The organism is Mesorhizobium sp. B2-4-18 (assembly GCF_006441385.1).
GTDB classification, from domain to species: domain Bacteria; phylum Pseudomonadota; class Alphaproteobacteria; order Rhizobiales; family Rhizobiaceae; genus Mesorhizobium; species Mesorhizobium australicum.
On the sequence record NZ_VFUW01000006.1, the window covers coordinates 301,320 to 313,827 of the forward strand.

Annotated in this window: 13 protein-coding genes; 3 read left to right on the forward strand and 10 right to left on the reverse strand. The window is 63.1% G+C overall.

The window, feature by feature from the left end; translation table 11 throughout:
- Positions 1–149: 149 nt before the first annotated feature.
- The 5 genes from FJ527_RS17220 to FJ527_RS17240 form a co-directional block, all read right to left on the reverse strand.
- Entirely contained in the window at positions 150–473 is a 324-nt protein-coding gene (locus FJ527_RS17220; RefSeq protein WP_010915609.1) for an integration host factor subunit alpha, read from the reverse strand.
- A gap of 101 nt (positions 474–574) precedes the next feature.
- Positions 575–1,546, reverse strand: a complete 972-nt coding sequence (locus tag FJ527_RS17225; protein ID WP_015318229.1) for a beta-ketoacyl-ACP synthase III — start codon at positions 1,544–1,546, stop codon at positions 575–577.
- 9 nt (positions 1,547–1,555) lie between these two features.
- Positions 1,556–2,626 carry a phosphate acyltransferase PlsX gene (plsX, locus tag FJ527_RS17230; protein ID WP_140823662.1) on the reverse strand — a complete coding sequence of 357 codons (1,071 nt, stop codon included), beginning with the start codon at positions 2,624–2,626 and terminating at the stop codon, positions 1,556–1,558.
- 113 nt (positions 2,627–2,739) lie between these two features.
- On the reverse strand, positions 2,740–3,288 hold the full coding sequence (locus FJ527_RS17235) for a DUF177 domain-containing protein (protein WP_140823663.1): 549 nt from the start codon (positions 3,286–3,288) through the stop codon (positions 2,740–2,742).
- A 3-nt stretch (positions 3,289–3,291) separates the two neighbouring features.
- Positions 3,292–3,834 (reverse strand): ubiquinol-cytochrome C chaperone family protein, encoded by a 543-nt coding sequence (locus FJ527_RS17240; RefSeq protein ID WP_140823701.1) that lies wholly within the window; start codon positions 3,832–3,834, stop codon positions 3,292–3,294.
- Positions 3,835–3,948: 114 nt separating this feature from the next.
- On the opposite strand from FJ527_RS17240, the gene FJ527_RS17245 reads away from it, so the two are divergent.
- The 3 genes from FJ527_RS17245 (at position 3,949) to FJ527_RS17255 (ending at position 6,164) form a co-directional block, all read left to right on the forward strand.
- Positions 3,949–4,464 (forward strand): outer membrane protein assembly factor BamE, encoded by a 516-nt coding sequence (locus FJ527_RS17245; protein ID WP_140823664.1) that lies wholly within the window; start codon positions 3,949–3,951, stop codon positions 4,462–4,464.
- Between the two features lie 154 nt (positions 4,465–4,618).
- Positions 4,619–5,164: a dTDP-4-dehydrorhamnose 3,5-epimerase family protein gene (locus FJ527_RS17250; RefSeq protein WP_015318234.1), complete on the forward strand. Its 546-nt coding sequence runs from the start codon at positions 4,619–4,621 to the stop codon at positions 5,162–5,164.
- A gap of 16 nt (positions 5,165–5,180) precedes the next feature.
- Positions 5,181–6,164: a glycosyltransferase family 2 protein gene (locus FJ527_RS17255; RefSeq protein WP_140823665.1), complete on the forward strand. Its 984-nt coding sequence runs from the start codon at positions 5,181–5,183 to the stop codon at positions 6,162–6,164.
- Between the two features lie 105 nt (positions 6,165–6,269).
- Here FJ527_RS17255 and FJ527_RS17260 read toward each other — a convergent pair whose 3' ends face one another.
- From FJ527_RS17260 to FJ527_RS17280, 5 genes are all read right to left on the reverse strand, one after another.
- Positions 6,270–8,411, reverse strand: coding sequence for a sodium-translocating pyrophosphatase (locus FJ527_RS17260; RefSeq protein WP_015318236.1), 2,142 nt, complete (start codon positions 8,409–8,411; stop codon positions 6,270–6,272).
- Between the two features lie 263 nt (positions 8,412–8,674).
- Positions 8,675–9,424 (reverse strand): ABC transporter permease, encoded by a 750-nt coding sequence (locus tag FJ527_RS17265; protein WP_140718221.1) that lies wholly within the window; start codon positions 9,422–9,424, stop codon positions 8,675–8,677.
- Positions 9,421–10,359 (reverse strand): ABC transporter ATP-binding protein, encoded by a 939-nt coding sequence (locus FJ527_RS17270; protein ID WP_140718223.1) that lies wholly within the window; start codon positions 10,357–10,359, stop codon positions 9,421–9,423. Before FJ527_RS17270 ends, FJ527_RS17265 begins: the two co-directional genes overlap by 4 nt.
- Positions 10,356–11,519, reverse strand: a complete 1,164-nt coding sequence (locus FJ527_RS17275) for an ABC transporter permease (RefSeq protein ID WP_140617052.1) — start codon at positions 11,517–11,519, stop codon at positions 10,356–10,358. Before FJ527_RS17275 ends, FJ527_RS17270 begins: the two co-directional genes overlap by 4 nt.
- Positions 11,520–11,555: 36 nt before the next feature.
- Positions 11,556–12,467: an ABC transporter substrate-binding protein gene (locus FJ527_RS17280; protein WP_140718225.1), complete on the reverse strand. Its 912-nt coding sequence runs from the start codon at positions 12,465–12,467 to the stop codon at positions 11,556–11,558.
- Positions 12,468–12,508 lie beyond the last annotated feature (41 nt).

Consider the following 12,508-nt stretch of genomic DNA (forward strand, 5'->3'; position numbering starts at 1 on the left):
GAAGAGCTAGTTCCGCAGGTGCGGAATCGATCATAAGCCAGAACACCCATCCGGCCATGCTGCCGAATCGGGCCTTATTTCAGCGGTTTGTGAAGCAATATTCAAGTCCGCCGTTGTCGCGGAGCCGGTTTTCAACCGTGCAATGGAGGCTATTTGCCGCCCTTGGCCTTGCTGTTCTGGTGGGAACGCAGGATGCGGTTCTTCAGGACGTTGGACGATTTGAAGGTCATCACCCGGCGCGGCAGGATCGGTACTTCCTCCCCGGTCTTGGGATTGCGCCCGATCCGCTCATTCTTGGAGCGGACATGAAATGTCGCGAAAGACGACAGCTTCACCGTCTCGCCGCGCACGATCGCTTCGCAGATTTCGTCCAGCACCGCCTCGACGAGTTCGGCGGATTCAGTGCGCGACAGACCGACCTTTCGGTAGACGGCCTCGGCAAGGTCGGCGCGCGTAAGTGTCTTTCCCCCCATGCGACCGTCCCATCAGCTCAAACATAAAATCGGCACAACAACGGCAGAGCCTAAGTAATTGATCCGGCAAGGTCAAGGACCGAAACCGGACCGTTCTGCACTTACCAGCGAACCAGAACGGCGCCCCAGGTGAAGCCGCCGCCCATCGCCTCCAGGAGCACCAGATCTCCCTTCTTGATGCGGCCGTCGGCGACGGCCACCGACAGCGCCAGCGGTACGGAAGCAGCCGACGTGTTACCGTGCAAATCGACGGTCACCACCACCTTTTGCTCAGCTATCCCGAGCTTTTTGGCTGAAGCGTCAATAATCCGTTTATTGGCCTGGTGAGGCACGAACCAGTCGAGATCGTCGGCGGTAATACCGGCGGCCGAGAAGGTCGCCTCGATGACATCGGTGATCATGCCGACCGCGTGCTTGAAGACCTCGCGTCCCTCCATGCGCAGATGACCGACCGTGCCCGTCGTCGACGGTCCGCCGTCGACGAAAAGCTTTTCCTTGTGCGAGCCGTCGGAACGCAGGCTGGCCGCCAGGACGCCGCGATCGGCGATCGTGCCGGCCCCCTCACCGGCTTCCAGAACGACCGCACCGGCGCCATCGCCGAACAGCACGCAGGTCGAGCGATCGCTCCAGTCGAGGATGCGTGAGAAGGTCTCCGAGCCTATCACCAGCACGCGCTTTGCAAGGCCACCGCGGATGTAGAGATCGGCTGTCGTCACCGCATAGACGAAACCCGAGCATACCGCCTGCATGTCGAAGGCAAAACCGTGCTGCATGCCGAGCCGGTTCTGGATCTCGACCGCGGTAGCCGGGAACGTGTTGTTGGGGGTCGAGGTCGCCAGTACGACCAGATCGATATCGCCCGGGGTCAATCCCGCATCAGCAAGGGCGGCACGCGCCGCGGCCTCGCCCAGCGAAGCCGTCGTCTCGTCATCAGCCGCGATATGGCGCTGGCGGATGCCGGTGCGCTGAGCGATCCACTCGTCGGAGGTCTCGACCATACCTTCAAAATCGGCATTCTTCATGATGCGGCGGGGCAGCGCGGCGCCCGTGCCGCGCACAACTGATCTGATCAAAATTCTTTCCTATTCCCTTGCGTCGGTAACGACGTCGGATTTCCTTGATGTCAGGGCATGCGGGTTGCGCGCATGAAACAGGTCGAGGTCGGCCTCGATGCGATCAAGCAGATTGTTGCGCACCATGTCATAGCCGAGTTCGATCGCCGCGGCGAAACCGTCCGAGTCGGCACCGCCATGGCTTTTGACGACGATGCCGTTCAGCCCCAGGAAGACGCCGCCATTGGAGCGGCCGACATCCATCTTTTCGCGCAGGCGGTCGAAGGCGCCCTTGGCGAAGACATAGCCGATCTTGGCCATAAGGGTGCGGCTCATCGCGGCGCGCAGATAGCCAGCTATCTGGCGCGCGGTGCCTTCCGCCGTCTTGAGAGCAATATTGCCGGCAAAGCCTTCCGTCACCACGACGTCGACCGTACCCTTGCCGATATCGTCGCCTTCGACAAAGCCATGGTAATTCATCGAGGCCATATTGGCTTCGCGCAACATGCGTCCCGCCTCCTTGACCTCTTCCTGGCCCTTGATCTCCTCCACGCCGACATTGAGCAGGCCAACCGTGGGTCGGGCGATGCCGAACACGGAACGCGCCATGCCGGTGCCGAGAATGGCAAAATCAATGAGCTGGTGCGCGTCGGCGCCGATGGTGGCGCCGACGTCCAGAACCACGCTTTCGCCGCGCAATGTCGGCCATAATGCCGCGATCGCCGGGCGGTCGATGGTCGCCATGGTGCGCAGGCAGAATTTGGACATCGCCATCAGCGCGCCGGTATTGCCGGCGGAGATGCATGCATCCGCGGCGCCCGACTTCACCGCCTCGACCGCCTTCCACATCGACGATTTCCAGCGGCCATGGCGCAGCGCCTGGCTCGGCTTGTCATCCATCCTGACCGCGATCTCGCAGTGGAAGAACTCGCTGACCTCGGCCAATTTGGGGAATTTGGCGAGTTCCGGGCGCACCACTTCCTCACGTCCGTAGATGACGAAGCGGATGTCGGGACGGCGGGTCGCAACCGTCATGAGCGCCGGAATGACCACGGCTGGTCCGTGATCGCCGCCCATGGCATCGATGGAAATCCTGATCACGCGGTATTCATCTCACGGTTAGGCGGCAAGTCGTTTTAGTGATCGCAAAGGTTCGGCGAAAATAGCGGTTTTAGGCTGTCGCACAACCGACTTTTCCGTCGCGAGCGAGGTTTTCAGGATTTTCGCAGCAAGGATCGCAGTTTTTGCTGAAATTCATTCTCGGCCGGTCCGGTGTCGTCATCGGTGCCAATCGAGGCGCCGGGCTTGCGCGGATACGGATCGATGGCCAAGCCGAAGAACTGTTCGGCAAGTGCCCCGACATCGATGGTGTCGCCCGAAAATGTCTCGGGACTGTCGGGGCCGTCGGCATCGAGCAGGATTTCGCCGCCACCTTCGAATCCCTGCCGTCCGAGTTTGGAGTCCTCGGGCAAGAGCAGCGCCTCGAACGGCTCTTCAACATGCGCTTCGATGGGGTCGAGCGTGACGATGCAGGCCTGGGTAATGTCCGCCTCGACACGGCCGCTGACCTTAACGCCGTTGCGCTTCCATGACGTAACCAGCAGTTCGGCGCGATAGGTTTCGACCGACAGCAGCCCATGGGCCTCGGCAAGTGCCGCGCGCTGCGCGGCATCGGCCTCGATCACAACCGGCAGCCCTTTGTGCGGCAGACGCGCGACATTGGCGAAAAAGGATACCGGACTTTGCATATCCGCGTGTTTCATCGATCAGCCTCCGTTGGCTACAGGAAACGCCACAGTGCCGACAACGATCGATTCGGTGGGCTGCGCACTCAGTTGCCGGCTGGCGTCGGCGACATACCCGGCCAAACGTGACGCTTCCGGCCAGCCGCCGGCGTCGGGACGGACATTGCGGGCAAGTGCCGCGGTCAGACCGTCATGGTCGTTTCGTTCCAGCGCATCATCATAGGCGGCGGTGCGGCCGTAGAACATCTTCGCCAGCTTCTTCATGCGTTTTGGCACACCCACGTCACCAATGCCCAGTTCCCGCAGCGAATGATCGACGTCGAGGAAGAATTCGTCGATCAGCACCTGCGCGATCTCCTGCGCCACACCGTCCTCGCCGCGCAAGCGGTGCTGGACGAGGAACATGTGCAACGAAAGCATCTCGAAACGGCCAAGCGGCGTGTCCGGCACATTCCAGTGGGAATAAAAAACGGTCTGCCGCGCCGCCGCCACGATTTGTGCGTAAAGCGCGTCGGTGATGGCGCGGTTGGCGTGGCGTTCGCGGCCAAAAAGGCGCTGGAACATGGGGATGGTCTCCGGGGACCGTTTGTTGAATTGGCCTTGTTGCATCGGCAAGCAAGCTGGTTTACCGGTTTTGCGGCCCAGCGCAAGTTGCGGCGATATAATGGAGAATTGTTGTTGCGCGCGCTGAATTTCAAGTCGAGTTTCAATTCCAGGGCTGCCGCCGCGATCTCGCTGCTGGCTATCGTAGCGGCGCTGTCGGCATGCCACACCAACAAGATGATCGGCGACCTCAATCCGAGCGAGACGTTCACGCAAGGCTATGTCCTCGATCAGCAGGCGATCGATTCCGTGCCGGTCGGTTCCAGCCGCGAGCAGGTGCTCCTTGCACTCGGCACGCCGTCGACCACGGCGACTTTCGACAATGAGGCGTTTTACTATATTTCGCAGACGCGCAAGCGCTACGTCGCGTTCGACAAGCCGAGGCTGGTCGACCAGAAAGTGCTGGCGGTCTATTTCGGCCCGGACAGCCGCGTCACCCAGATCGCCAATTACGGCTTGAAGGACGGCAAGATCTTCGACTTCATTTCGCGCACCACGCCAACCGGCGGCAAGGACCAGAACTTCCTCAGCCAGATCATCAACGGCGCCAGCAAGCTGGCGCCCGGCATTCCCGGCGGCGGCACCCCCTGATCCCTAGAATCCTGCTTCCCTGACTTTGGGGAACAGAAATGTCTCAGGCGACCAAAAACCCGTGGGAGCGATCCCACGGGTTTTTGTTAACGGGGCCCGGCTTGCCAGTGATGGGGCAAACCCATATCAAACCGTCAGGCTGGGGGATTTGGACATGAGCAGTGACGACCATGCGATGCCGGTTGGCTGGATGGCGACCGGGACACCCGACCGGCAGACGGTGACATCAGACTGGCTTGCCATCGATCCGCCGTCGATCGATGGCGTCACAATCAAGGAAATCAGGCCGGTCGCTACATCCAACGGCTATCTGACCGAGGTCTTTCGGGATGAGTGGGGACTTGATCCATCGCCTGTCGGCCAGGTGTTTCAACGCACGATGTATCCAGGCGCGGTAACCGGCTGGCATGCGCACAGGGTGACGCTGGATCGGCTCTTCTGCTGTGCCGGCAGCGTCCGCATATCGCTCTATGACGGCCGGAAGGCTTCGCCCAGTTTCGGCACGGTGTGGCACAAGATACTCGGCGCGTTGCGGCCGGCGATCGTCATAATCCCGCCAGGCGTGTGGCACGGCGTGACGGCGCTCGGGCCGGAGATCGCCCTGCTGCTCAATCTCGTCGACAAGGCCTATGCCTACGACGCGCCCGACCATTGGCGCCTGCCACCGGACACCGAACAAATCCCCTACAAGCTGGTGTAGCGTGGAAGGATCGCGCTTGTTCGATGCAACAGGGCAGCGCGTGCCGCTCGTCTCGGTGGTGATCGCCACCCACAATCGTCCCGCAGCCTTGCGACAGACGCTGTTCAGCGTCTTGCGCCAAACGCTGCAGGATTTTGAAATTCTGGTGATCGGCGACGACTGTCGCCCTGAGACACCAGCGATCATCGCCGAATTCGCCGATCCGCGCATCTTCTATATCGACCTGCCCGTCAATTTCGGCGAGCAATCCGGCCCCAACAATATCGGTTTTGCCAGGGCGCGCGGCCGGCTTGTCGCCGTGCTCAATCACGACGACCTCTGGTTTCCGGATCATCTGGCGGCAACCACGGGATGGATCGATGCGACCGGCGCGGATGTCGTCATCGCTCGTGGCGCCATCATCGAACCGGTGCGGACGAGAGACGATGCTCTCAAGACCTCGATTTACGGAATGGGCAAAGACGGTTTTTACGATCCCGTCGTCACGGCCGGATACGGATCGGCACAGGTGGTCAGGCGGGCGTCGCTGGACTGGCTCGGCCCCTGGCGGCCTGCCAGCGAATGCTCATGCGAAAGTTCGCAGGACTGGCTCTTCCGGGCCTGGCGAAAGGGAGCCGTGATCGCGACCATGCCGCACCTGACGGTGCTGAGTATCTTCTCCGGCCAGCGCAGCGGCAGTTATCTCGAAGACACGGCAATGGAGCAGGAGGAACTCATCGACCGCATGCGCATACCGGACGACCTGCGTGTCAACGTTCTTGCCGCGGCGGCGGTGCCGTCTCGCCTGAAGAAATCCAGTTATCTGAAACGCAGGGTTTGGGCTGCATGCGGCGTTCATCCGAGATCCGTCGAGTTTCGCCGCAAATACCAACGCGGTGCTTTTGTCTCCATGCTGCGAAAGGTACGCGGCCTGCCACCCATGCCTGAACGGGAGCCGAGCGTGGATGATCTGTTGGCTAAGTACCGCAGAGGCAGCAAGCGGGAAGAAACCGGAGAATAGCGGCTGTCGCGCACGCGGCGTCCAGATGCCGGACCAAGCGACCAGTCAGCTGACATGAAAAACCCGCGGGGATCGCTCCCCGCGGGTTTTTTCAACCGCTCCCGCTCAGCCGTGCGCGAGCACGGCCAGCAACAGGAGCGCCACGATGTTGGTGATCTTGATCGCCGGGTTGACCGCCGGGCCGGCGGTGTCCTTGTAGGGATCGCCGACGGTGTCGCCGGTCACCGAAGCCTTGTGTGCCTCGGAGCCCTTGAGGTGCTTGACGCCGTCCTTGTCGGTGAACCCGTCCTCGAATGACTTCTTGGCGTTGTCCCAGGCGCCGCCGCCCGAGGTCATCGAGATGGCGACGAACAGGCCATTGACGATGACGCCGAGCAGCGAGGCGCCGAGCGCGGCGAAGGCGGACGCCTTCGAGCCCGAGATCAGCAGCACGCCGAAATAGACGACGAGCGGCGCCAGCACCGGCAGCAGTGACGGAATGATCATTTCCCGGATCGCCGCCTTGGTCAGGAGGTCGACCGCACGCGCATAGTTCGGCTTGGACGTGCCGGCCATGATGCCCGGATCCTCGCGGAACTGCTTGCGCACCTCCTCGACGATGGCGCCCGCCGCGCGGCCGACCGCCGTCATGGCGATGCCGCCGAACAGATAGGGGATCAAGCCACCGAAGATCAGGCCGGCGACGACGTAAGGGTTGGAGAGATCGAAGGAGATTTCGCCCATGCCCTGGAAGTAGGGATATTTGTCGCCATTGGCGGCGAAGAACTTCAGGTCGTTCGAGTAGGCCGCGAACAGCACCAGCGCGCCGAGGCCAGCCGAACCGATGGCGTAGCCCTTGGTCACCGCCTTGGTGGTGTTGCCGACGGCGTCGAGCGCATCGGTGGAGTGGCGCACTTCCTTGGGAAGGCCCGCCATTTCGGCAATGCCGCCGGCATTGTCGGTGACCGGGCCGAAGGCGTCGAGCGCCACGATCATGCCGGCGAGGCCGAGCATGGTGGTGACGGCGATCGCCGTGCCGAACAAGCCGCCGAGCTGGTAGGTGGCTATGATGCCGCCGACGATGACGATTGCCGGCAGTGCCGTCGATTCCAGCGAGACCGCGAGGCCCTGGATGACGTTGGTGCCGTGGCCGGTCACCGACGCCTGGGCGATGGAGTTGACCGGGCGCTTGTTGGTGCCGGTGTAGTACTCGGTGATCACCACGATCAACCCGGTCACCACGAGGCCGATCAGGCCGCAGATGAACAGGTTCTTGCCGGTGATCGTCATGCCGGCGACGGTGCCGACCTCGCCCCAGCCGAGCGTGGCCGAAGTGGCGACGCCGAGGCCGACGATCGACAGCAGGCCGGTCACGATCAGGCCCTTGTAGAGCGCGCCCATGATCGAGCCGTTGGAGCCGAGCTTGACGAAGAAGGTGCCGACGATCGAGGTCAGGATGCAGGCGCCGCAGATGGCGAGCGGATACAGCATCGCCGCACCGAGGACAGCGGTGCCACCGAAGAAAATGGCGGCCAGAACCATGGTGGCGACAACCGTCACCGCATAGGTTTCGAACAGGTCGGCGGCCATGCCGGCGCAATCGCCGACATTATCGCCAACATTGTCGGCGATGGTGGCCGGGTTGCGCGGATCATCCTCCGGAATACCGGCTTCGACCTTGCCGACCAGGTCGCCGCCGACATCGGCGCCCTTGGTGAAGATGCCGCCGCCGAGACGGGCGAAGATCGAGATCAGCGAGGCGCCGAAGCCGAGCGAGACCAACGAGTCGATGACGATACGATCGTTGGGCTGAAGACCCATGAAATGGGTCAGGACGAGATAATAGATGGAGACGCCCAGCAGAGCGAGGCCGGCCACCAGCATGCCGGTGATGGCGCCCGACTTGAAAGCGATGTCGAGGCCGGCGGCGAGGCTGTTGGAAGCCGCTTGCGCGGTGCGTACATTGGCCCGCACCGAAACATGCATGCCGATGAAGCCGGCGGCACCCGACAGAACGGCGCCGATCAGGAAGCCGATGGCGGCGGTGATTGACAGCAGCCACCAGGCGAGCACGAGCACGACCACGCCGACGATGGCGATGGTGGTGTATTGGCGCGCCAGATAGGCCTGGGCGCCTTCGCGGATGGCGGCGGAGATTTCCTGCATGCGTGCATTGCCCTGATCGGCCGCGAGGACCGAACGTGTCGCCCAGATGGCGTATAGGATTGAAAGCAGGCCGCAGGCGATGACGGCGGAAATAATGGTCATTGCCGAATTTTCCTCGATTGTTGGCCCAAAAGAACCCCTCCCTGGGCCGTTGAGACAAAGAACGGATTCCGCGCGCGGAATCCGCCTCTTCGCATCGGTGTATGCGAAACAGGGCCGCGAACGTCAAGATATTGTTCGGTTTTTGCCCGGCTTTCGCCCAAAAGACAAAACCCGCGACGGCAGAGCCGAAAGGGCCTTGGATTTAGATCGATTGAAATCGCGCTAGGGAACCATCCGGGGCAAGACCTCCGTCTCCCCGAGGATCATTCCGCTTCGCGACCCATCCGGCGCGCCGTGTAGCGCTCTACCGCCGACAGTCCGTCATAGATCAGCACGGCAAGGGCCGCCACGATCAGGCCGCCCTGCAGGATGAAGGCGAGATTGTTTGATAGCAGGCCGGCGATGATCACCTCGCCGAGTGTCTTGGCGGCCACCGTCGAGCCGATGGTGGCCGTGGCCAGGCTGATCACCACGGAGAGCCTTATGCCGCCAAGGATGATCGGTGCACTGAGCGGCAACTCGACCTTGGTGAGCCTTTGCCAGCCGGTCATGCCGGCGCCACGCGCCGCCTCGACGACGTTAGCCGGCAGCGTCGTCAACCCGGTCAGTGCGTTCTCGAAGATCGGCAGCAGTCCATAGAGAAACAGCGCGATCAGCGTCGGCTTCTCGCCGAAGCCGACTGCCGGCACGGCGAGCGCCAGCACCGCCACGGGCGGAAAGGTCTGGCCGATGTTGACCAGGCTGCGCGACAACGGCAGAAATTCGACGCCAGCCGGCCGGGTGACGAGGATGGCGAGCGCCACCGCGACGATGGTGGCGGCGACGGTCGCGATCAACACGGTGCGCAGATGCAGCAGCGTCAGCGTCAGCAGGCTGCCCTGATTGTAGATTACGGGAGCGTTGTTTTCGGTCAGCGGCTTCAGCAACGGCTCGAACCACCCCGGACTGGTGATGAAGGCAACAAGCAACACCACCAGCGCAAGCCTGAGCAGCAGCGGCAGCCAGGCCCTCATGCCGGCCTCGCCGCGCGCTTGATCAGTCCGTCGACGGTGACGCGGCCGATCGGCTTGCCGTCGGCACCCTTCACCGGCAGCGCCGGCCTGCCGGACCAGAGAAGTTCCGCGAGCGCGTCACGCTGGCTGGCGTCGCCGGGGATCGCCTCGCCTTCGGCGCCGCCCTGCTCCACCGCATCGCGTACCCGCCCCAGCGACAGTAGCCTGAATGGTTTTTCGCTGGCTCCGACCAGGGTTTCGACAAAGCTGCTGGCTGGGTTCGCCAGGATCTCCGCCGGCCTTGCATATTGCACGAGCTTGCCGGCATCCATCACCGCGATCTTGTCCCCCATGTGCACGGCCTCCTCCATGTCATGAGTGACGAGGATGATGGTGGTGCCGAAGCGCTTCTGGATTGCCAGCAGATCTTCTTGCGCCTTGGTGCGGATGATCGGGTCGAGTGCGCCGAACGGCTCGTCCATCAACAGCACGTTGGGTTCGGCGGCGAGCGCGCGGGCAACGCCGACGCGCTGCTGCTGGCCGCCGGACAGTTCATGCGGGTAGCGCGGCCCAAATTCCTGGGGGTCGAGTTGGTAGAGCGTCATCAGCTCGTCGACGCGGGACTTGATGCGTGCCTTTTCCCAGCCAAGCAGCACCGGCACGGTAGCGATGTTCTGCGCCACCGTGCGATGCGGAAACAGGCCGTGGCCCTGGATGGCGTAGCCGATGCTGCGGCGTAGTTCGTACCCCGGCACCGATCGGTTGTCGGCACCATCGAGCTTGATGACGCCGGCGGTCGGTTCGACCAGCCGATTGATCATGCGCAGCAGCGTCGTCTTGCCGGACCCCGAGGTGCCAACAATGACGCAGACCGTACGCGGCTCGACGACCATCGAGACGTCGTCGACGACAGTGGTCGCGTCATAGCGCTTGGTGATGCCTTCGATTTCGATCATGCCGTTTCAACCCTGCGCTTGGTGGCGGTCATTTCGATCACGGCGTCGAGGATGATGGCGGCGGCAAAGGCGAGTGCCACGGTCGGCACTGCGCCAAGCAGCACCAGGTCCATCGCCGTCTGGCCGACACCCTGGAAGACGAACACGCCGAAACCGCCGCCGCCGATCAGCGCGGCGATGGTGGCAAGGCCTATATTCTGCACCAGCACAATGCGGATGCCGGTGAGGATCACCGGAAAGGCCAGCGGAAACTCCACACCGAACAGGCGCTGGCGGTCCGTCATGCCCATGCCCCGCGCCGCGTCATTGGCGGCACGCGGCACGCCGGCAAGGCCGACCACGGTGTTGGCCACCACCGGCAGCAGCGAATAGAGGAACAGGGCGACGAAGGCGGGCGCCGTGCCGATGCCCCTGATACCGAGCGCGGCGGCCCCCGGAACGTGGGCCGCGACCCAGCCAAGCGGCGCGATCAGCAGTCCGAACAGCGCGATCGAGGGAATGGTCTGGATGATGTTCAAGACGTTGAGGACGCCGGCCCGCAGGCTCTCGACACGGTGGCACAGGATGCCGAGCGGCAGGCCGACGATCACGGCGGCAAGCAACGAGCCGAGAGCAAGGGTCACATGCTTGGAGCCTTCGGCCCAAAAGCTGTCGGCGCGGTTGGAGTATTCCTTGAGGATCGAGAGGCTGTCCCAGCGTCCCGAAATCAGCAGCAAGCCGATGGCCAGCGCCGCAACGACAAGCACGCCGACGCGCGCCGAGGGCGACAGGTTGAGCCGGGTCAGCACGTCGGCGAGCAACAGCGTGAAGGCGAAGATGAGAATCCAGAAGCCGGATGCCGGCGAGACCCGAGCAAAGGTATTGCCGGCTGGAGTGAGGAATGTGCCGGCGACGCCGATGAGCAGCGCCAGCGCGACAAGCGTCACGACGCTCGCTGCAAGGCGCAAGACGAGCGGCGTTTTGAGGAGCGCGATGATTGCCGCCGCGACAATGATTGCGAGCAGCAACGGCCCTATAGCCTGCGGCAGCGCCTCGACGATAGAGCGTGCCTGGCCGGGAACGATGCGGTTCGCGCGGAAGGTGGCGAATGGCGCGAGAAACGCGGCGTAAGCAGCGAGTGCAGCGATGACCACGCCGAGCTTATCGAAACGCGGGGTCATAAGGCGCCTCGCACTGACGTCGCTATCGACGCGCAGCTATTTCAAAAACCCGTTCTTCTTCAAAAAGTCCTCGGCGACGCCCTTGACCGGCTCGCCGCCGACCTGCACGCGGCCGTTCAGTTCCTGCAGCGTGACGAGATCGAGCTTGGCGAAGACCGGCTTCAGCAGCGTTTCGATCTCCGGGTGCTCCTTCAGCACGGATTCGCGGATGATCGGCGCCGGCTGATAGACCGGCTGCACGCCCTTGTCGTCAGTCAGCACCACGAGCCCCGATGGCGCGATGCCCCCGTCGGTGCCGTAGACCATGGCAGCATTGGCGCCGCTGGTCTGGTTGGCGGCGGCCGCGATGGTTGCCGCCGTATCGCCACCAGAGAGGGTGATCAGCTGGTCCGGCTTCAACGTGAAGCCGTAGGTAGTCTGGAAGGCCGGAAGGGCTGCCGCCGAATTGACGAACTCGGCGGAGGCCGCCAGGACCACCTTGCCGCCGCCGGCGACATATTTGCCGAAGTCCGACAGCGTGACGAGCTTGTTCTCGTCCGTCACTTCCTTGCGCAGGGCGATCGCCCAGGTGTTGTTGGCCGGTGCCGGTGACAGCCAGACGATCTTGTTGGCGTCGTAGTCAAGCTTCTTGGCCGTCTCATAGGCCTTGGCGGCATCCTTCCACACGGGATCATCGGCCTTCTCGAAGAAGAAGGCGGCGTTGCCGGTGTATTCGGGATAGATGTCGATCTCACCGGCGGTGATCGCCTTGCGCACCACGGGCGTGCCGCCGAGCTGGATGCGGTCCGTGGTCTTGATATTGTTGGCGTTGAGGACGAGCTGGATAATGTTGCCGAGCACGCCACCCTCGGTGTCAATCTTCGAGGAGACGACGACCTGAGCGCTCGCGGAAGCCGCCGTGATGGCGAGCGCGATTGCCGCGCTGGCCAGAACCTTGACTGAAAACATTGTGAAACCCCTTGCTGTAAACCGGAATGCGGTGGCCGCAT